A 19,702-nucleotide genomic window follows, 5' to 3' on the forward strand; every position below is an offset into this window, starting at 1 on the left:
TCACAAGATGGACAGGGCCCTCCCGGTCGCCGGAGCGTGCACGGTGACGTCCCTACGCCCGGCCGGACGCCGGGACAAGGGGCTTCGCACGGCCGGGGTGTGGCATCCAGAATCGCCGGATGGGGTGGAACCGGACGGGGCAGCAGGCGGCGCGGCTGGATGCGGAGTACGTGCTGCCGTTGCGCTGGGAGGATGACGCCGACCTGCCGGAGCTGACCGGGTATCTCGCGACGCTCGACCGATGGATCGATGTCACCGTCGTGGACGGATCGGCGCACGCGCTGTTCGCCGCGCACGGTCGCGAGTGGGTCGGGATGGGGCGGGTGCGGCACGTGCGCCCCGCCGTGCCCGGGACCAACGGCAAGGCGTGCGGGGCGCTCACCGGGATCCGGGCTGCTCGCCACGAGCGGGTGATCGTCGCCGACGACGACGTGCGGTACGACCGCGAACGGCTCGTGGCCGTGCACGATCGGCTGCGGGACGCAGACCTCGTCCGCCCGCAGAACGTGTTCCGCCCTGCGCCGTGGCATGCGCGGTGGGACACGGGGCGCATCCTGCTGAACCGCGCCGGGGGCGGGGACTTCGGCGGAACCGTCGCGCTGCGGCGCGCCGCGCTGACGGACGGATACGACACGGGCGTGCTGTTCGAGAACCTCGAGCTCGAACGGACCGTGCGGGCTGCAGGCGGGCGGGTCGTGGTCGCCCGCGACGCCGTCGTGGTGCGCCGTCCGCCCACCGTGCGGGGATTCGCCGGCCAGCGGGTGCGGCAGGCGTACGACGACTTCGCACAGCCGCTGCGGCTGGTCAGGGAGGCGGCGATCCTGCCCTTCATCGCCGCCTGTGCGGCCGCGCGCCGGCCCGGGCCGGTGATCGCGCTGGCGGCCGCGGCCGTCGTCGTGGCGGCCGTGGGCCGGTGGCGGGGCGGCGGACGCGCGGTCTTCTGCGCTTCGGACTGCCTGTGGGCGCCCGTGTGGGTCGCCGAGCGCTCGGTGACGGTGTGGATCGCGATCGGGGCGCGGATGCGGGGCGGAGTGCGCTACCGCGGAGTCCGGATGCGGCGGGCGGCGAACTCCACCCGTGCGTTGGCGTGTGCGGCCCGTTACCGCGCGGATCCCCCCGCGTCAACCCGGGCGCGGATCACCGCCCGTCCGGTCAGGGTGGGACGGCGCTCACCTTTGGAGGAACCGTGACCACCGCTCTTTCCGCCCCTGCGGGACGTGATATCCCGTTCCGGCCCCGCGGTCCGCTGAGCGCCGCGGTGCTGGCCTCGCGCACCGGTCCGCAGGTCGACGTCGACCTGCTGGCCTCGGCCCAGTGCGTGTGCCTCGAGACCGACGACCCGATGGTCGACGACGACCTGCAGCTCGCGCTGTTCTGCCTCTACGCGGCGTCGTACGGGCTGATCCACGGGATCGGGTCGGACCGGGAGTGGGATCCGGGCCTGATCGCGGTGCGCCGGGTGCTCGAGAGCGCGGTCGAGGCCGCGCTGCGCCGGCGTGCGGCGCCCCTGCCCCTGCCCGAGCCGCGACGTGAGGCGGTCGCCGACGTGCTGTTCGAGCTGACCTCCGCCGACGACGGGCCCAGCCTGTCGCGGTTCATCGCGCAGAAGGCGACCGAAGCCCACGTCCGCGAGTTCCTCATCCATCGCTCGGTGTACACGCTGCGCGAGGCCGACCCGCATTCCTGGGCGATCCCGCGCCTGACCGGCGTGCCTAAGGCCGCGCTGGTCGAGATCCAGTCCGACGAGTACGGCGGGGGTCGCCCCGATCGGGTGCACGCGACGGTGTTCGCCAAGGCGATGCGCGGTGCGGGCCTGGACGCGACCTACGGCCACTACCTCGACGACATCCCGGCCGTGACGCTGGCCTCGTTCAACGCGATGTCGATGTTGGGGCTCAACGGCCGGCTCGTCGGGGCCATCGTCGGCCATCTCGCGGCGTTCGAGATGACCTCGTCGATCCCCAACCGGCTGTACGGCGACGGGCTGCGCCGGCTCGGCTACGGGGACGACGTGCTCGACTACTTCGACGAGCACGTCGAGGCCGACGCGGTGCACGAGCAGATCGCCGGCCGCGACCTCGCGGGATCGCTCGCCGAGCAGCACCCCGAGCTCATCCCCGACATCCTCTTCGGCGCCCAGGCCTGCCTCGCCCTCGACGGGGCGGTCGGCGCGCACATGCTGTCGTGCTGGGGGCAGGGCCGCAGCTCGCTGCGCAGCGGAGAGGCGATCGCATGACCGTGATGCCCACGACCATCACACCGTGCCCGAACGGACCGCTGCTCGTGCGCGGCGCGTTCGAGCTCGTCGACGGCGACGGCCGGCCCGTCCCGCGCCACCGGCGCACGGTCGCCCTGTGCCGGTGCGGGATGTCGGCGATCAAGCCGTACTGCGACGGCACGCACAAGGTGACCGGGTTCCGCAGCGACGCATGAGCGCCGGGGGCGGCGTGGGCGCCCATGCTGGAGAGATGAGGGCCGGCGAGGTGCGCATCGGCACGTCCGGGTGGAGCTACGACCACTGGCAGGAGGTGCTGTATCCGCCGCGCACACCGTCGGCCCGGCGGCTGGACGTGTACGCGACCGAGTTCGACACCGTCGAGCTGAATTCGAGCTTCTACCACTGGCCGCGCGCCGACATGTTCGCCCGGTGGCGCGAGCGGGTGCCGGACGGGTTCCTGTTCGCGGTGAAGGCTCCGCGCGGGCTCACGCACGCGCGCCGGCTGCGGGATCCGGACGCGTGGATGCCGCGGCTCGAGGACGGGATGGCGGCGCTCGGCGATCGCGCCGGCTTCCTGCTGTTCCAGCTCGCCGCCGCCGTCGCACGCGACGACGATCGGCTCGACGCCCTGCTGCGAGTCGTGCCCCGCGGCGTGCGCGCGGCGGTCGAGCTGCGGCATCCCTCCTGGAACGACGAGGAGGTCTTCGCGCTGCTCGAGCGGCACCGGGCCGCCTACTGCGTGATGAGCGGCGCCGGCATGCCGTGCGTGCCGCGGGCCACGACCGACACGGTGTACGTGCGCCTGCACGGGCCTGATCCCGAGCGGCTGTACGCGGGTTCGTACGCCGACGCCGAGCTGAAGCGGTGGGCGGCGCGGATCGGCGAATGGCGCTCGGCGGGTCTCGCCGTTGTCGCCTACTTCAACAACGACGGCGAGGGCGCGGCCGTGCGCGACGCGCGACGGCTGCACGAGTTCGTCGGGTGAGCGTCGCACCGGTCATGGGTGCGCTCCTCGCCTCAGGCGAGGGGATCTGATGAAACGAGGGCGGATTCGCCTTCACGTGCCCTCGCTTCGTGAGATCCCCTCGCTTCAGGCGAGGGGCGGATGGTGCAACGGACGGGGATGGGATGCCGCGGCCGGGGCGGCGGGGGAGGGAAGCCCCGGCGGGGCGCGGGGTCAGCGGAAGCCGCCGGTCGCCCAGATCACGAGCACGGATGTCGCCGCCACCAAGACCCAGAGCACGGCGCCGAGCAGCAGGGGCCGCAGGCCTGCACGGCGGAGGGCTGCGGCATCCGTCGACAGACCGATGGCCGCGAGCGCCACAGCGATCAAGAAGATGCTCGCCTGCACGAGGAAGGCCTGCAGTCCGGGCGTGATCACGCCGAGCGAATTGATCACGGCGACCACGAGGAAGCCGATGAGGAACCACGGCACGAGCTTGCCGACCTGCCGCGCCGACATGCCCGAGCCCGCGTCGCGACGCGCCTCGACGATGGCCAGGGTGACCGTGATCGGGATGATCATGAGCGTGCGCACGAGCTTGACGACGACGGCGAAGCCCAGCGCCGCGGCGCTGAAGACGCTGGCCGTGGCGACCACCGAGCTGGTGTCGTTGACGGCGGTGCCGGCGAACAGGCCGAACGTGTGCGGGTCCATCTGCAGCAGGTGGCCGATGGCCGGGAAGATCACCACGGCCAGGATGTTGAACAGGAAGATCGTCGAGATGGCGTAGGCGATCTCGGCGCTGGCCGCCCCGATCACCGGTGCGACGGCGGCGATGGCCGACGCCCCGCAGATCCCGGTGCCGACGCCGATCAGGGTTCGCAGGCGCGGCTCGATGCCGAACGCGCGACCGATGGCCCACGCGCCGAACAGGCAGACCGCCAGCGACGACAGCATCACCGGCAGCGACTCGACGCCGACCTGGAAGATCGCCAGCAGCGACAGCTGCGCGCCGAGCAGCACGACCGCGCACTGCAGCAGGAACTTCGAGCTGTAGGCGATGCCGGCCCGCAGCCGCTCGTGCGGCCGGCGCACGAGCGCGATCACGACGCCGATGACGATCGCCGGCACTGCCGCGCCGAGGATCGGAACGACGCGCCCGATCAGGGTGGCGGCGATCGCGATCAGCACGCACACGCCGACGCCGGGCCAGACGTCGAGCGCGCGGAGACCGAGGCGGCGATGGAGGGTGGGGACGGGGCTCAGCTGCACTGTTCCATGGTTCCGTACGCCGTGCCGGTGGGGGAACCCGGCGGTAACCTGTGGTGACACAAGCACAGGTTGTGACTGTGCAGGTCATATGCGGGGGAGAGCGATGCACAGACGGGTGCCCGAGCTGGCCGGGCTGGAACTGGTGGATGCCGTGGCCCGCACCGGCAGCATGACGGCGGCCGCGCGCGAGCTGCACGTCACCCAGCAGGCGGTCTCGACCCGCATCCGATCGGTCGAGCGGCTCATGGGCGTCGAGCTGTTCGTGCGCTCGCCGCAGGGAGCGCGGCTCACCGCGGACGGCGAGTCCGTCGTCGCGTGGGCGCGCGACGTGCTCGCGGCGGCCGCGCGGATGGGCGCGGCGCTCGACCTGCTGCATGCGTCGCCCGAGCGCACCCTGGCCGTCGGCGGCAGCCAGACGATCGCCGCGCGACTGCTGCCGGGCTGGATGCTGCGGCTGCGCGAACAGCAGCTGGCGGCGGGCCGGGATGCCACGGCCGTCCGCCTGCGGTCGGGCAACAGCGCCGAGATCGTCCGGCTCGTGCGCGACGGGGCGCTCGACCTCGGCTTCATCGAGAGTCCCGCGGTTCCGGCCGATCTGGGTTCGACCACGGTGGCGATCGACCGCCTGGTGGCGGTCGTGCCGCCCGGGCACGAATGGGCGGGCTCGGTGCCGCTGGCCGCGCTCGCCGCGACGCCGCTCGTGGTGCGCGAGCGGGGGAGCGGCACGCGGTCCGCGTACGAGGTGGCGGTCCAGCGCCGGCTCGGCACGCCGCCCGCCGACCCGGCGCTCGAGCTGGGCACGACCGTCGCGGTGCTGTCGGCAGTGGCCGGGGGTGTCGCGCCGGCCGTGCTCAGCGAGCTGGCGGTCGCCGACGACGTCGTGCTCGGCCGCGTTCGCCGGGTGCCGATCGCGGGCGAGCCCGTGACCCGCCCGCTGACGGCGTTGTGGCGCGGCGGCGCGCGGGATCTGCGCGGAGCCGCGCGGCTGCTCGTCGAGATCGCGGCCTCCTAGCGCGATTCCGCAGCCTGCCGGGGCGTGTCGGATGCGAGACTGGGTCAGCCTCCAGGCGAGCACGGAGCGTACGTGACGTAGCAGGTAATCGTATTCATAGACATGCCCAATGTGCGACTGAGAAACTAGCGCTGTGCTGAAAAATGGGGGTTTACCTTCGGCCTGCATACGTATACCCTCGGAGCATGTCAACCCTCAAGAGCCGCACCCTTGCCCTCGCCGCTCTCGCGGTTGTCGGTGTGCTCTCCCTCACCGCCTGCGGTGCGGGGAGCCGAACCGGCAACGCGAACGCGACCGAGGTGACGTGCGATTACAAAGCCCCGTCGAAGGCGACGACGGTGAATGTCCTCGCATACAACTCTTCGGCCATCGACCCGTTCACGGACACCATGGTCTCGAGTTGTACGAAGGGAGACGTCACCGTCAAGCACGACCCGATCGACTTCGGCGGCCAGGTCACAAAGACGACCGCGACCCTGGCCGGCGATACCGGAACCTACGACATCCTCGAGACGTATGGATTCGTGATCCCCGGCTTCGCGAGCGACAAGAAGCTCGTACCGCTCGATGATCTGTTCAAGAAGTACGCCGCCGAGTACAAGCTCGACGACATCAGCGAGTCCATGAGGAAGGGCATGTCGTACGACGGCAAGCTGTACGCCCTTCCCATGCAGGCCCAGATGTATGTGATGGCATACCGTTCCGACATCTTCAAGAAGCTCGGTCTGCAGCCGCCGACGACGTTCGCCGAGATGATGGACGACGCCAAGAAGATCCAGGCCTCCGGCGACATGAAGTACCCGATCGCACTGCCCTGGCTGGCGACCGCCGATGTGACCACGAGTTTCGAAGCGGCGATGAACTCGCTCGGGGCCGATTTCGTGGACGAGAGCGGCAAGGTGACACTCGACACCCCCGAGGCCAAGGCGGCATTGGAAGCACTCATCGCCCTCAAGCCCTTCATGGATCCGCAGGTGACGACCTTCGATCAGCCGAAGGTGCAGCAGCAGATGTACAACGGGACCGCGGCGATCTCCATCATGTTCTCCGGCCGGATGAGCGATCTCACGAACCCGACGAACAGCAAGCTGTCCAAGGACTTCGCTTTCGCCGCACCGCCGCGGGTCTCCGACGGCGCGAAGTATCTGTACGACAGGCTTTCGATCGACGGCTGGTCCATCCCGTTCAACACGAAACTAGATCACGACATGCTCTTCCAGATGATGGCCTCGGCTGTGAGCGAGAAGGCGTCGAAGGCCTCGGTGCCGGCGGCCTACCCTGCCCGTGCAGGGATGGTGACCGCGCAGAACTCGCCCTACGGTCAGGCCGCGAACGACTCGATGGCGGGGACGATGCCTCCCGTCGTGTCTCCGACCCTTGCGACCGTCACGAACGCGATCCGTCCCGTTCTCGTCGAGACCCTCGCCGGGAAGCTGTCGGTGGACGCGGGACTCGCCCAGATGCAATCGGCCGGTGAGTCCGCCCACTGAGGTGGCGACTCGTGCAACCGTCCCGGCCGTGGCCCGGATCATCCGGGCCACGGCCGGCCAACAGGAGTAGAAGATGAAGCCTCGTGAGTTCTGGCTGCTGACCTTTCCGAGTCTTCTCGTCATGGGCGGGCTTCTCGTCCTGCCGCTGATCCGCACGATTCAGTGGAGCTTCGAGAATGTCCACTACGGCTCACCCGGCACGTTCGTCGGCCTGGCCAACTTCATCGATGCGTTGACAGATCCCCGGTTCGTGCGGGCAGTCGTGTTCACGGTCACCGTGACGGTGATCGTGACGGTGATCCTCATGGTGCTCGGATACCTTGTGGCCATCGGCGTGAATCGGCTCACGAAGTCTCGTCCCGTGGTCCTCGGGATCATGCTCGTGTCGTACGTGCTGCCGAATCTCGTGGGGGCGGTGGCCTTCTCATGGCTCTTCGACGACAACTTCGGCGGACTGGTGAACCACCTCATCGGGTTCTTCACCGGGACTGAGGTGCTGTGGTTCACCGACCAGGTCCCCAACGCGATCCTCGTCATCGCGAACACGGTCTGGTTCCTGCTGCCGTTCGCGATGCTCGTCATTCTCGCCGGTCTGCAGAGCGTGCCGGGCGAACTCCGCGAGGCCGCCACCATCGACGGTGCGAACACGTGGCAGACGCATCTTCAGGTGATCATCCCCACGATCAGGGGAGTGCTCGGGTTCGTCGCGTTGATCTCGATCATGGACGTGGTCCGATTGTTCGACAACTTGATCCCGTTGTCGCCGCAGGCGGCGCTGATCGGCAACGAATCGATCATGTACTACGTGTACACGGTCGCTTTCGCCGACGGGGCGCAGCAGCTGGGCCTCGGCAGCGCGGTCAACGTGCTGACGATCATCCTGATTCTTATCATGCTCATCCCGTTCATCCGCGGGATGTTCAAGGAAGCGAAGGTCGTGCGATGAGCCTCGACAGCATCGACCTCTCTACGCGTGCGATCACGACGGGTGACGTCCGTGGGACGAGGCAGCGCCGGCGCTCCGGCAGGCCTCCGGTCGTCACCGGGGTCCTGCTCGGGCTGCTGTGCGTCGTCATGCTGAGCCCCTTCGTCTGGATGGCGCTCTCGGTCACCAAACCCACCGACGTCGCGTTCTCGAACCCGCCTGTCCTGTGGGGCTATCAACCGACCCTGCAGGCGTTCGTGGATCTGTGGCAGACGACCTACTTCGCCGACTACCTCGTCAACACGCTTGTCGTGGCGGTGATCTCGACGGTGATCGCGCTCGTGATCGGCATTCCCGCGGCCTACGCACTGTCACGATCTCCGGGATACGTGTCGGCGCTGCTCCTCGTGCTCGCCCTCATCTTCCGCGCGCTGCCACGGTTCGCGGTGGTGCTGCCGATGTACGACATCAGCAAGGCACTGGGCATCTATGACACGACGTTCTCGCTGGCGATCGCACTCGTGGCGATCAATCAGCCGTTCTCGATCTGGCTGCTGCGCAACTTCTTCGCTGAGATTCCGCGGGAACTCGACGAAGCGGCGATGATCGACGGGTGTTCGCGGATCGGGATGCTGCGCCGGGTCATGATCCCGCTCATGCGTCCCGGCATCCTCACCGCCGGCATCTTCGTGTTCCTCTTCGCGTTCCAGGAGTACCTCACGGCGCTGGTGCTCACCGACACGTCGTCCAAGACCGTGCCCGTGTTCATCGCCACGCAGCTGGGCCAGACGCTGCCGATGCTGCAGCAGGCCGGTGCGGCCTCGATGCTGCTGACGATCCCTGTGTTCATCATCGCCTTCATCGCCCAGAAGTACCTCGTCGCCGGTCTGAGCGACGGCGCGGTGAAGGGCTGAGATGGCGCCGCTCGTCCTGCTGCCCGGCATGAACTGCTCGGCGGATCTCTGGTCGGGGTGCGGCCTCGAAGGCGACACGGTCGCACTGGACGAGCAGACGATGACGGCACAGGTCGGGCGTCTGTTGCAGCAGCTGCCGGAGCGCTTCGTGCTCGTGGGCCTGTCGCTGGGCGGCATCGTCGCGATGGCGCTGACCGTGCGGGCGCCCGGGCGAGTGGCGGGGCTGTGCGTCATGTCGACCAACGCAAAGGCGCCCACCCCTGCTCAGCGCGCGGGATGGCGGGAGTGGGAGCAGCGGCTGCAGGCGGGTGCGTCCGCACGGTCTCTGCAGGCATCGATCCTCGATCGGCTCGTGACCGCGCCCGCACAGAGCCGTCTCGCCGCCAGGGTGTTGGCCATGGGCGATGCCGTCGGATCCGCGCAGCTGACGGCGCAACTGCGCCTCCAAGTCACGCGATCCGACCTGCGTCCGGCGCTGGCGCGGCTGCGCGTGCCGACCCTCGTCATCTCGGGCACCCGCGATGCGCTGTGTCCCCCCGCGTTCCACACCGAGATCGTCGAGGCGATCGCCGACGCACAGCTGGTGTCCGTCGATGCCGGACACCTGCTGCCGATGGAACATCCCGAGATCGCAGGCGAGGTGATCCGAGCCTGGCGCTCCGACCTGAAGTGACCGTCCTGGGCAGCCGCTCAGCGCGCTTCGAAGCTCAGGTGAGACAGATGCTCCATGAGCGTGTGGGCGAGGTTGTAGACGACGAGTCCCGCGCCGTCGGCGAACGCGTCCCGGGCCGCCGCGGTGCTCGAGACGATGTCCATCCGCAGCAGGCCCGCCCTCTCTGCGGAGACGTGCACGCGTCGGATGGCCTCGCCGAGCGCGAGATCGCGGGCGCCGGATGCCGCAGCCAGGTCGGCCGGCCCGATCATGACGCCGTCGAGCCCCGCGACTGCCGCGATGCCGTCGATCTGCGCCACCCCCGTGGGCGATTCGATCATGCCGATGACCAGGGTGTGCTCGAGCATGCGCCTGCGGTGCTCGTCGGCCGGAACACGGCCGAAGTCGCCGGCCCGGCTGTATGTCGCGAAGCCGCGGTGACCCAGCGGGGGATAGTGCGTCGCGGCGATGAGCTGCTCCGCATCGGTGACGGAGTCGATGTGCGGGGCGACGATCCCAGATGCCCCCTGATCGAGCGCGCGCAGGGCGAGGCCGTCGTCGCGGGCCCCGATGCGGACCAGGGTCGGCACGCCATGGGTCTGGGCGACGGCGATGTGCTGGCGCAGCGCCGTCACATCGGCGGGGCCGTGCTCGCAGTCGACGAGGATGAAGTCGAGGCCGGCGAGGGCCGCCATCTCGACCAGCTCCTCTGCGGGCATGCGCAGCAGCGCACCGATCAGGTGCTCGCCCGCGCGTGCACGGCTGCGCAGTGACGACTCGTTCATGCGACCATTCCTGCCGAAAGATCGATGTCGGCCCCGCAGAGGCCGGGCATGCGCAGCATGGCGATCACGGCGGCGCCCACCTCGTCCTCGGTGATCATGCGCGCGAGGGCCGCACGTGAGACGAACGCTTCCTCCGCCTCGGCGACGGTACCGCCCGACCTCTGCGCTTCGAGTCGGAAGTTGCGCTCCATGCGCGGTCCGTGCACGGGACCGGGCGAGAGGGTGTTCACCGACACTCCCGCGGCGCCGACCTCGAACGCGAGGGTCGAGGTGAGCCCGATCACAGCCATCTTCGACGCGCAGTACGGTGTGCGGTGCGGGAGCGGGCGCTTGCCCGACACCGACGCGACGTTGATCACGTCGCCCGTGCCGCGTGCCACCATGCCGGGCAGGAACGCGCGACACATCAGGAACGTGCCTCGGACGTTCACATCGAAGACGTCGTCCCATTCCGAGACGCTGATGTCGGTCAAGGATGCGACCGGTCCCGGGACGCCGGCGTTGTTGATCAGGATCGAGATCTCGCGCTGCTCGAGCTGCTGCCGGAGGGCGTCGACGGACGCCTCGTCGGCGACGTCGCATCGGCACGCGGTCGCACGATCGCCGAGTTCCGCGACCAGGGCGTCGAGCCTTGGCCGATCACGGCCGGTCACGACCACGTGGGCGCCTTCGGCGTGCAGTGCGCGCGCGATGGCCGCACCCAGGCCGCTGCCGCCGCCGGTCACGACGGCAGTGCGACCGGCGAGCGCCCCGGTCACGACGCCGCTGCCGAGTCGAAGGCGGTGTCGATCCAGGCGAAGGCGCGTCCCGTGTGCTGCCATACCCGGGCGTCGCCGGAGCGGGCGTGCCCCTCGAACCGCTCGACGCGCGCAGCGCGTCCGAGCACGTCGCCGAGGAACGCCGAGGACGTGGCATCCGTGATCTCCTGGTAGGTCACCGTGCGCAGGTACTTGCCGACCCAGAGCCCGCCGGTGTAGCGTGCTGCGCCCAGCGTGGGCAGCACATGGTTGGTGCCGATCACCTTGTCGCCGTATGACACGCACGTCTTCTCGCCGAGGAACAGCGCTCCGTACGCGTGCATCTTCTCGAGCGCCTCGCGCGGGGCGGCCGTGAAGATCTGCACATGCTCCGAAGCGAAGCCGTCCGCCAGCGCATACGCCTCGTCGAGGTCGTCGGCGATGATGATCTGCCCCCAGTCGCGCCACGCGACCTCCGCGTAGTCCTTCGTGGGCAGATCGGGAAGCAGCCGCCGGATATGCGCTTCGACCTGTTCGCCGACCGTTCGTGATGTCGTGATGAGAATGGCGGGTGATTCGGGGCCGTGCTCGGCCTGGGAGAGCAGATCGACCGCAACCAGGAACGGGTCGGCCGAGTCGTCTGCGACGATGAGGATCTCGGTCGGCCCGGCGAACAGGTCGATGCCCACCTCGCCGAACAGCTGACGCTTGGCTTCGGCGACGTACGGGTTGCCCGGGCCGGCGATCATGTTCACGGGAGCGATCGTCTGGGTGCCGACCGCCATGGCCGCGACCGCCTGCACGCCGCCGAGCAGGTAGATCTCGTCGGCGCCGGCGAGTTTCATGGCGGCGATGGTCGCGGCGGGGATCTCGCCGTGGATCGGGGGCGTGCAGGCGATGACACGTGGAACGCCAGCGACTTTGGCGGTGATGATCGTCATGTGGGCAGAAGCGGTGAGCGGGTACTTGCCGCCCGGGATATACGCACCGACCGCCTGGATCGGCACGTGCTTCTGACCGAGGTGCACGCCGGGCAGCGTCTCCACCTCGAGGTCGACGAGCGAATCGCGCTGCGCCTGTGCGAACTCGCGGACCTGCTTCTGCACGAACTCGATGTCGTCGATCACCTGCTGGTCGAGCGTGGCCATGATCTCTGCGATCTGCTCGTCGTCGAGCCGGAAAGACGAGGGCGACCAGTGGTCGAATTCCTCGGAGTAACGCCGCACCGCGTCGTCGCCGGTCCGGCGGATGTCGGCGACGATGCCGTCCACGGTGGCAGCGATGTCGGCGTGCGTGGTGTCGGTGAACGAGCGCGTCGCCGCGCTCTTCAGGAATTCGGCCATGGGGCATCCTTTCGTGCATACGTATGTTGCAAGTGTGACTCCGTATGCATCGACTGTCAAGGATCGCTAGACTGCGGGCAATCGCAGAGAGGGGGGCGGCGGATGGGCGTGACCAGCCACGATGTCGCTCGGCTGGCGGGTGTATCGCAGCCGACGGTCTCGCGCGCCTTGCGGGACGATCCACGGGTCTCGGAGGAGACCAAGCGGCGCGTGCGCGATGCGGCGGGTCTGCTGGGGTATGTCCCGAGCGAGGCGGGTCGTGCGCTCTCGTCTGGCCGCACCCGGCGGATCGGGATGCTGGTCACCGATCTCGACAACCAGTTCTATTGGCAGATCATCGCTCCGGCGCACCGGGCTCTGGACCGCCTCGGCTACCGGCTGATGCTGCACACGGATACCGGGTCTGACGAGACGATCGCCGAGCGCATCCTCTCCGATGGGCTCGACGGGGTCATCCTCACGACCACGACGGTGAACTCCGTGAACCCCTTGCGATTGCGCGACCGGGGCATCCCCTTCGTGTATTTCAACCGCACGGCGTCCCTCGTCGACGCGGACGCGACGGTCGTCGATCCGGTGCAGGGCTTCCGCGAGGCCGTGGCGTCGGCTGTGGAGTTCGGGCATCGGCGCATCGGCGCGATCCTTGGTCCGGCAGACACGAGCACCGGGATCGGGCGCGAGAGCGCTCTGCGCCACGAGCTCGCCGCGTACGGCCTGGAGCTCGAGGACGACCTGATCCGACGCGGCCCGTTCGACTCCGACACCGGGCACGAGGCGATGATGGATCTGCTGCGAAGCGCACTGCCGCCCACGCTCGTATTCTGTGGGAACGACGTGGTGGCGTACGGGGCGCTGAACGCCGCACGCGCCCAAGGCGTCGCCGTGCCCGGCCAGGTTTCGGTCATCGGCTTCGACGATCTGCCGGGCGCGTCCTGGGAGATCATCAGGCTGTCCACGATCGCCTATGACTATGTCCGGATGATCGACGAGGCCGCGCAGCTTGTCGTGCGACGGGTCGAGCAGCCCGGCGCCGAGGTTCGGCGCGTGGTGTTCCCGACCGCTTTCGTGCAGCGCAGCACGCTGGCCGTCGCTGCGCACTGAACGTCGGGGTCGCGCGTCGTGTTCGTCGGCGCCGCTGTGGGAACCTCTTGCATTCACATTGTGCATACGCATACACTGCGGAGGAGAGCGACTCGATGGGCGAGATCGCTTGCAGATCCCGATGTGAAGGAGCGACGCTGTGCCTCTCGACCCCGTGGCCTACAAGCCGTATGCGGACCCCGACGACTTCATCCGCGAAGTGACCGACCTGATCTGGGTCGATCGTGCGATCAGCTACATCCGCGAGAACTACGAGCCCGACTCGATCGTGCACGGCGCCTACGGCACCTCGACCACCCGTGACGAAGTCATCGAGGGCACGCTGATGCGCATCTCCGACACGCCTGACCGCACCGGTCAGGCCGAAGACGTGATCTGGGAGGCGCGCGGCGGCGACGCGTTCCTCAGTTCGCACCTCGTGCTGTCGGGTCACCTCCAGACATCCGAGTACTCCCGCACGATCGCGAACTGCCTCTACCGTCGCGGACGGATGGTGGAGGAATGGGTGGTGCGCGATGCGCTCGCAGGGGTGCTCGCGCGAGGCCTGGACCCCGACGACGTCGCCCGTCGGCAGGCCTTCCGCGGATACAGCGGCTCGTGGACCGAAGCAGCTCCCGCCGATCCGCTCACGTCCGGCGACTCCGGCGCGCGGCCCGACGTCTATCGACCCGAAGTGGAAACGGTGCTGGAGATGATCCAGACGGTGTGGAACGAGCGCGATCTGCAGAAGGTCGAGAAGTTCTTCCAGCGCGACCTTGTCCTGCTCACGGTCGGCAATCGGCTCGTCATCCGTCCCGAGGGCTATCGCCGCGCGCTGCTGCGCTTTCTGGAGTCGTTCCCGGCAGGGCAGTTCGAGATCCGCGATATCCAGACCAACTACGACGTGCGCTACGCGGGGCTGCGCATCGCGGTCCTGTGGAAGTTCGTCGGCGTGTACGACGGCAAGCCGAACTACGGACCGCTCACCGGCAAGCCGGTGGACGTGCTCGGCATCTCGCAGTTCACGCTGCATCAGGGGGCGATCGTCAAGGAAGTGCGGCTGTGGGACGACATCGCCCTACGTGCCCAGATCGCCGGCGGCCGGGGCGACGAACCGGTCGTCTCATCGAACATCTACTGACCACTCGTGAACACAGGAAAAGAGAGAACAATGAGTGACGTCATCGTCAACAGCGCGGAGATCACGCGGCGGACGATCCATCGCGACGATTGGGTCGCGTGCAAGGCCGCCTTCATCGACTGCCGCACGCCCGGATCCGACCAGAAGGAGAACTTCTCGTTCATCGGGGCAGGCGTCTCGCAGAGTGCGGACCAGTTCGTCAACCTCGAGGAGAAGCACGGCTTCCAGACCGGAGCCGCAGGCATGCCGCAGGGCATCTCCAACAACCTCCATCTGCATTTCACGGCCGAGGTCTTCGTGAACCTGGGCGGCCGGTTCCGCCTGCGCTGGGGCGTGGACGGCACCCAGGGCGAATACGTCAGCAACGATGGCGACATCGTCTCCATCCCCACCTGGGTGTTCCGGGGTTTCACGAACGAGGGCCCGGACGATGGCGTGCTGTACACGGTGCTCGGCCGCGACGACAACGGCGGCATCATCTGGGGTCCCTCCGTGCTTCGGGAGGCCGAGGGCTATGGCCTGCGCCTGACCGCCGACAACAAGCTCATCGACACGGTCGCGGGAGACGTGGTGCCCGACGATGTCGCGCTCATCACCCCGATGGCGCAGAAGTACATCGATGAACTCACCGTCTACAGCGTCGAAGAGATGCGAAGCCGCGTCGTGCAGCCGGGCGACCGCGTGTACCGCGACAACGCTCTGCTGTGCAACAGCGTCGAGGGCGGGCGCGCTCGCCTTGCGCTCGTGATCGGCTACGGCATGAGCGAAGATCGACGCCAGGTGCCGCCGATCCACGAGCCGCACTCGTTCAACCTCGCGTGGCTGCGTGCGCAGCCCGGTGAAGGGATGCTGCGCCACCGTCATCACCGGGCGCAGGCCGTCCTGGTCGCCTCGGGCACCTGGGAGGTCCAGCTCAATGGCGACGAGGCCGCCACCGTCACCCTGGGGCCGGCGGATTCGTTCTCGGTGCCGCAGGGGGCCTGGCGTTCGTTCCGCTGTGTCGAGGGCGGCCAGGAGGGCGCCGGCGATCTGCTCGTCATCAACGAAGGCGACGACCGCGTCTACATCGAGTGGGCGCCCGAGGTGGTCGAGGCTGCGCGTAAGGCCGACTGGATGCTCGATCCCAACGGCTATCTGGCACCGGTGGGGGTCATGGTGACCGCCACTGAGGACGACTGATTGTCTCGCATCGTCGAAGGCGGCCCGCGGCCGGCGCCGGTCCGGCTGCGGGTCGCCGCTGTCTCGCCGCGGATCGTGCTGGGCGATGTCGAGGGCAATCTCCGCCGCATCGTCGAGGCGGTGCGCGCAGCGGTCGCTGCGGGAGCGCGACTGGTCGTCGCGCCGGAACTGGCCACGTCCGGCTACGTCTTCCGTGATCGGGACGAAGCGAGGTCGGCCGCGATGTCACGGGAGGACCCCCGGTGGGCAGCCGTGGCATCCGTTCTGCCGCCGGGAGCGGTCGCCGTGATCGGGTACGCCGAGCGCGAGCGGAGCGGGCTGTGGAGCAGCGCCGCTGTGCTCACTCGCGCCGAGCGGCTGGCAGACTACCGCAAGGCACACCTCTGGGGGATCGAGACGGAGATGTTCGACCCGGGGGCTGAGGCGGGAACGCTGGTGCACACCCCCATCGGAACGCTGGGTGTGGCGATCTGCTACGACAACGAGTTCCCCGAGGTGCCCCGGCGCCTCGCGCTGGGCGGCGCGCAACTGCTGGCGGTGCCGGTGAACTGGCCGCGCGTGTCACGGCCGGCTCGCGAGCATCCGCCGGAGACGATCCAGGCGATGGCGGCGGCGCGCAGTTCGCGACTCGCGACGGTCGTCGCCGATCGACGAGGTGTCGAACGAGGGATGCCATGGACCGGCGGTTCGTGCGTCATATCCGAAGACGGATGGGTGGCCGATTCCTCGTCGACGGGAGCGGCGGCCTCGCTGACACTGCGACATCCCGATGACAAGTCGGTGCCCCCGTACAACGATCTGTTCGCGGACCGTCGCCCGGAGCTGTATTGATCGGCAGTGGCACTGCACGCCGATGATCGGATGGACCGTGTCAGGGCACCCGTGCTCGTCCGGCGTGATCGGCGAGCTTGGCGAGCAGGGTCTTGCGGGCCAGCTCGGCCAGGCGTGCCGTCGCAGGTGAGAGATATGCGCCCTCGCGCCGCACGAGTGCGATCGTGTCGTACAGGGGCTCGGCGAAGGGCGCCAGATCGATGCCCGGCGGGAACCCGGGGGAATCCGCGATGGTGCGCGACACGATCGTATCGGCGGCACCTGTAGCAGCCAGCGTCAGCGCTGTCTCCACGTGCTCGACCTCGATGGCGGGTTCGAGTGTCAGGCCGTGCAGACGCGCCCGCTCTTGCAGCTGCCGTCGGGTGGGATCTCGCCAGCCCGCATAGGCGTCGTAGAGCACGAGCTTGGCGGCGCACAGCTCCTCGAGCGCGACCGGCCCCGCCGAGGTGGCACGACGCGCGGACGCATACAACACCTCGTCGCGGAACAGCGGCTCGATGTGCAGTCCCTCCTCCTCGATCGGGAGCACGACCAGACCGGCCTCGATCTCACCGGACGCCACCGATCCGGCCACCAGCGCGGAGTTCAGGCCGACAAGGCGGATCTTGACCTTCGGGTGCCGTCGGTGGAAGCGCTGCACGAGATCGGAGAGGTCGTAGTATGCCGCGTTGCGCAGCACGCCGAACGTGCAGGTGCCGGTCTCGAGTGAACTCACGGCATGGACGCTGTCGAGCCCGCTGCGGATCGCCACCATCGCCCGTTCGGCGTGGGGCCGCAGCGCCCGTGCGGACTCCGTGGGCACCAGCCGCCGTCCGCCGCGCGTGAACAGCGGCGCTCCCAGTTCGCGCTCCAGGCGGGCGACGAGTTCCGAGACCGACGCCTGAGTCATGTCCAGCTCTTCCGCTGCTGCGGTGAAGGAGCCGAGGCTCAGCGCTGCGAGGAACGCCTTCAGCTGCGCAATCGTCACTACTCAATGGTAAACCCTGTGGAATGGATAAGTATATATAGGCTTGTGTCGGCATCCCGTTTGCGCCTACCGTGCCGCTATGAGATTCACACCCGCCGTGCTGGAGCGACTCGAGGGCTCGTTCCGCCACCTGAAGACCCCCATCGACGCTCCCGCAGCCCAACGCGATCCCGCCGTCATCGAGACGGTGACCCGGATGCTCGGCGACATCCAGACCCGCGGCATGGATGCAGTGCTCGACTACGCCCGCCGGCTGGACCACTACGAGGGTGGTGACATCGAACTGTCGGCGAAGCAGATCGCCACCAGCGGCGACCGGCTCGATCCTCGTTTGCGCGCTGCGATCGAACTCGGCTCGGAGCGCACGAAGGCCTTCGCCGCGGCCCAGCGCGCGCATCTCGAGGATTTCGAGACCGAGTTGGTCCCCGGTCTCATCACCGGAGCGCGCTACATCCCCGTCTCCCGTGTCGGCGCGTATCTGCCGGCAGGGCGCTTTCCTCTGACGGCCAGTGCGTTCATGACCGTCGGGGTCGCGAAGGTCGCGGGCGTTCCCACGGTCGTCGCGTGCACGCCGCCCCAGCCGGACGGCGGCGCGAACGACGCCGTCGTCTACGCGGCGCATCTTTCCGGCGTGGATCGGGTCTTCGTCCTCGGCGGAGTGCAGGCGCTCGCCGCGATGTCGTTCGGATTGCTCGGCGATCTGCCGATCGACATGCTCGTGGGTGCGGGCAACGCTTTCGTCGCCGAGGCGAAGAGACAGCTGTTCGGCACCGTCGCCATCGACTTGCTGGCCGGACCGTCCGAGGTCGCTGTGATCTCGGACGACACCGCCGACCCCGAGATCGTGGCCGCGGACCTGCTCGGCCAGGCCGAGCACGGCCCCACGTCTCCGGCGGCGCTGATCACAACGTCCGAGGCGCACGGTCGCGCCGTGATCGGCGAGATCGAGAGCCAGCTCGGCACACTGTCCACCGAGCCGATCGCCGGTCCGGCCTGGCGCGATCACGGGTCGGTCACCGTCGCGAAGGACCGCGAGACGGCGGTACAGCTCATGGACGACCTCGCGCCGGAGCACCTGGAGATCATCACGGCGGACGACGAGTGGTATCACGAGCGGCTGCGCAACTATGGGTCGTTGTTCCTCGGCTCATGGAGCACCGTCGCCTATTCCGACAAGGGCATGGCGGGCACGAACCACGTCCTGCCGACCGCCGGAGGCGCGAAGCACAGTGCCGGATTGTCCGTCTCGCGCTTCCTCAAGCCGCTCACCTACCAGCGCGTGGCGCAGCAGGCGACGCCGGAGTTGGCCGACGCCGTGCAGGTGATCGCCGACTCGGAGGGGATGGCCGCGCACAGCGCCACCGCCACCAAGCGCCTGGCCCGATTCGCGTGACGCGGAGCGGGGGCGAGAGTCGACTCGCCCCCGCTCACTCCAGGTCGTTCTCGCCGTAGAGCTGCACGTCGCGCACGCCGTCGATCCCGGCCAGCCGGGCCAGAAGCGGCGCGGGCTCACCCGAGCCTTCGAGCTCGAGCAGCACCGACGAGGTGCCCGACTCCTCGTCGGGGTGCGGCTCGGCGTGCTGCACGACCCATCCGTTCTCAGTGATCGCCGACAGGATCGTGCCCAGTGCGCCCTGCCGGGACGCGTAGACCACCCGGATCTGCGCCTGCCGCTCGTGTCCGCCCGACAGGCGCCTGGCGATCGCCGAATAGCCGAACGTGATCACGAAGTGCAATGCGGTGACCACGACCGCCAGCAGCCAGAGTCCCGCACCGGCCGCCATGCCGATCGCGGCGGTCTCCCACACCGAGGCCGCCGTGGTCAGCCCCCGCACGGCACCATTGCGGGTCAGGATCAGACCGGCGCCGAGAAAGCCGATCCCGGTCACGACCTGGGCGGCCACACGCGAGGGGTCGAGGCCGACGTGTGCGCCGAGCACGTCGAAGAAGCCGTATTTGCTCACCAGCACGAACAGGGCCGACGCCGTGCCGACGATCGCCTGGGTGCGCAGCCCCGCGCTGTGGTGGCGCAGCTGCCGCTCCAGCCCGATCAGTGAGCTGAGCGCGAACGCGAGCAGCAGATCCAGGATCTGCGGCCATCCCTGTCCCTCGAAGACGAGCAGCGACTGCATGACGTGAACCTACTCGGGCGCAGCGGCCGCGACCAGGGGGCCGTGACCGGCACCGCGGCGGCGGCGTCCGCCCACGCCGTA

General features: G+C 68.9%; 20 protein-coding genes. 14 read left to right on the forward strand and 6 right to left on the reverse strand.

Translation table 11 applies throughout. The features are described from left to right. Nucleotides 1–119 precede the first annotated feature (119 nt). The 4 genes from AC3RX0_RS12460 to AC3RX0_RS12475 are packed head-to-tail and all read left to right on the forward strand — an operon-like array spanning nucleotide 120 to nucleotide 3,203. On the forward strand, nucleotides 120–1,190 hold the full coding sequence (locus tag AC3RX0_RS12460) for a glycosyltransferase family 2 protein (RefSeq protein ID WP_491506297.1): 1,071 nt from the start codon (nucleotides 120–122) through the stop codon (nucleotides 1,188–1,190). After that, on the forward strand, nucleotides 1,187–2,236 hold the full coding sequence (locus AC3RX0_RS12465; protein WP_491506298.1) for an iron-containing redox enzyme family protein: 1,050 nt from the start codon (nucleotides 1,187–1,189) through the stop codon (nucleotides 2,234–2,236). The genes AC3RX0_RS12460 and AC3RX0_RS12465 overlap by 4 nt, the downstream gene beginning before the upstream one ends. After that, nucleotides 2,233–2,433 (forward strand): CDGSH iron-sulfur domain-containing protein, encoded by a 201-nt coding sequence (locus AC3RX0_RS12470; RefSeq protein ID WP_491506299.1) that lies wholly within the window; start codon nucleotides 2,233–2,235, stop codon nucleotides 2,431–2,433. The genes AC3RX0_RS12465 and AC3RX0_RS12470 overlap by 4 nt, the downstream gene beginning before the upstream one ends. A 35-nt stretch (nucleotides 2,434–2,468) precedes the next feature. Continuing rightward, on the forward strand, nucleotides 2,469–3,203 hold the full coding sequence (locus tag AC3RX0_RS12475; protein ID WP_491506300.1) for a DUF72 domain-containing protein: 735 nt from the start codon (nucleotides 2,469–2,471) through the stop codon (nucleotides 3,201–3,203). Between the two features lie 192 nt (nucleotides 3,204–3,395). Here the strand turns inward: AC3RX0_RS12475 and AC3RX0_RS12480 are convergent, their stop codons facing one another. After that, on the reverse strand, nucleotides 3,396–4,433 hold the full coding sequence (locus AC3RX0_RS12480) for a YeiH family protein (protein ID WP_491506301.1): 1,038 nt from the start codon (nucleotides 4,431–4,433) through the stop codon (nucleotides 3,396–3,398). A 103-nt stretch (nucleotides 4,434–4,536) separates the two neighbouring features. Here AC3RX0_RS12480 and AC3RX0_RS12485 point away from each other — a divergent pair, with 103 nt between their 5' ends. The 5 genes from AC3RX0_RS12485 (at nucleotide 4,537) to AC3RX0_RS12505 (ending at nucleotide 9,447) form a co-directional block, all read left to right on the forward strand. Further along, complete coding sequence (locus AC3RX0_RS12485; protein ID WP_491506302.1) at nucleotides 4,537–5,445, forward strand: LysR family transcriptional regulator; 909 nt, start codon at nucleotides 4,537–4,539, stop codon at nucleotides 5,443–5,445. A gap of 389 nt (nucleotides 5,446–5,834) precedes the next feature. Then, complete coding sequence (locus AC3RX0_RS12490; RefSeq protein WP_491506349.1) at nucleotides 5,835–6,935, forward strand: ABC transporter substrate-binding protein; 1,101 nt, start codon at nucleotides 5,835–5,837, stop codon at nucleotides 6,933–6,935. 73 nt (nucleotides 6,936–7,008) lie between these two features. After that, nucleotides 7,009–7,881 (forward strand): carbohydrate ABC transporter permease, encoded by an 873-nt coding sequence (locus tag AC3RX0_RS12495; RefSeq protein WP_491506303.1) that lies wholly within the window; start codon nucleotides 7,009–7,011, stop codon nucleotides 7,879–7,881. Further along, nucleotides 7,878–8,774: a carbohydrate ABC transporter permease gene (locus AC3RX0_RS12500; RefSeq protein ID WP_491506304.1), complete on the forward strand. Its 897-nt coding sequence runs from the start codon at nucleotides 7,878–7,880 to the stop codon at nucleotides 8,772–8,774. The genes AC3RX0_RS12495 and AC3RX0_RS12500 overlap by 4 nt, the downstream gene beginning before the upstream one ends. A 1-nt stretch (nucleotide 8,775) precedes the next feature. Next, nucleotides 8,776–9,447, forward strand: coding sequence for an alpha/beta fold hydrolase (locus AC3RX0_RS12505; protein WP_491506305.1), 672 nt, complete (start codon nucleotides 8,776–8,778; stop codon nucleotides 9,445–9,447). 17 nt (nucleotides 9,448–9,464) lie between these two features. On the opposite strand, the gene AC3RX0_RS12510 is transcribed toward AC3RX0_RS12505, so the two are convergent. The 3 genes from AC3RX0_RS12510 to hisD (AC3RX0_RS12520) are packed head-to-tail and all read right to left on the reverse strand — an operon-like array spanning nucleotide 9,465 to nucleotide 12,291. After that, nucleotides 9,465–10,211 (reverse strand): HpcH/HpaI aldolase family protein, encoded by a 747-nt coding sequence (locus AC3RX0_RS12510; RefSeq protein WP_491506306.1) that lies wholly within the window; start codon nucleotides 10,209–10,211, stop codon nucleotides 9,465–9,467. After that, a complete protein-coding gene (locus tag AC3RX0_RS12515; RefSeq protein WP_491506307.1) occupies nucleotides 10,208–10,969 on the reverse strand; it encodes an SDR family NAD(P)-dependent oxidoreductase in 762 nt (253 codons plus the stop codon). Before AC3RX0_RS12515 ends, AC3RX0_RS12510 begins: the two co-directional genes overlap by 4 nt. Then, nucleotides 10,966–12,291, reverse strand: a complete 1,326-nt coding sequence (hisD, locus tag AC3RX0_RS12520; RefSeq protein ID WP_491506308.1) for a histidinol dehydrogenase — start codon at nucleotides 12,289–12,291, stop codon at nucleotides 10,966–10,968. Before hisD (AC3RX0_RS12520) ends, AC3RX0_RS12515 begins: the two co-directional genes overlap by 4 nt. Nucleotides 12,292–12,393: 102 nt before the next feature. On the opposite strand from hisD (AC3RX0_RS12520), the gene AC3RX0_RS12525 reads away from it, so the two are divergent. From AC3RX0_RS12525 to AC3RX0_RS12540, 4 genes are all read left to right on the forward strand, one after another. Then, nucleotides 12,394–13,392 (forward strand): LacI family DNA-binding transcriptional regulator, encoded by a 999-nt coding sequence (locus tag AC3RX0_RS12525; protein WP_491506309.1) that lies wholly within the window; start codon nucleotides 12,394–12,396, stop codon nucleotides 13,390–13,392. Nucleotides 13,393–13,531: 139 nt separating this feature from the next. Next, nucleotides 13,532–14,512, forward strand: a complete 981-nt coding sequence (locus AC3RX0_RS12530) for a nuclear transport factor 2 family protein (protein WP_491506310.1) — start codon at nucleotides 13,532–13,534, stop codon at nucleotides 14,510–14,512. A 30-nt stretch (nucleotides 14,513–14,542) separates the two neighbouring features. Further along, nucleotides 14,543–15,691, forward strand: coding sequence for a cupin domain-containing protein (locus AC3RX0_RS12535; RefSeq protein ID WP_491506311.1), 1,149 nt, complete (start codon nucleotides 14,543–14,545; stop codon nucleotides 15,689–15,691). Then, entirely contained in the window at nucleotides 15,692–16,522 is an 831-nt protein-coding gene (locus AC3RX0_RS12540; RefSeq protein ID WP_491506312.1) for a nitrilase-related carbon-nitrogen hydrolase, read from the forward strand. Nucleotides 16,523–16,562: 40 nt separating this feature from the next. Here the strand turns inward: AC3RX0_RS12540 and AC3RX0_RS12545 are convergent, their stop codons facing one another. After that, complete coding sequence (locus AC3RX0_RS12545) at nucleotides 16,563–17,489, reverse strand: LysR family transcriptional regulator (RefSeq protein WP_491506313.1); 927 nt, start codon at nucleotides 17,487–17,489, stop codon at nucleotides 16,563–16,565. Nucleotides 17,490–17,568: 79 nt separating this feature from the next. Here AC3RX0_RS12545 and hisD (AC3RX0_RS12550) point away from each other — a divergent pair, with 79 nt between their 5' ends. Next, on the forward strand, nucleotides 17,569–18,882 hold the full coding sequence (gene hisD / locus AC3RX0_RS12550) for a histidinol dehydrogenase (RefSeq protein WP_491506314.1): 1,314 nt from the start codon (nucleotides 17,569–17,571) through the stop codon (nucleotides 18,880–18,882). A 34-nt stretch (nucleotides 18,883–18,916) separates the two neighbouring features. On the opposite strand, the gene AC3RX0_RS12555 is transcribed toward hisD (AC3RX0_RS12550), so the two are convergent. Continuing rightward, a complete protein-coding gene (locus tag AC3RX0_RS12555; protein ID WP_491506315.1) occupies nucleotides 18,917–19,621 on the reverse strand; it encodes an MgtC/SapB family protein in 705 nt (234 codons plus the stop codon). Nucleotides 19,622–19,702 lie beyond the last annotated feature (81 nt).

This window comes from Microbacterium sp. W1-4-2 (genome assembly GCF_058349885.2).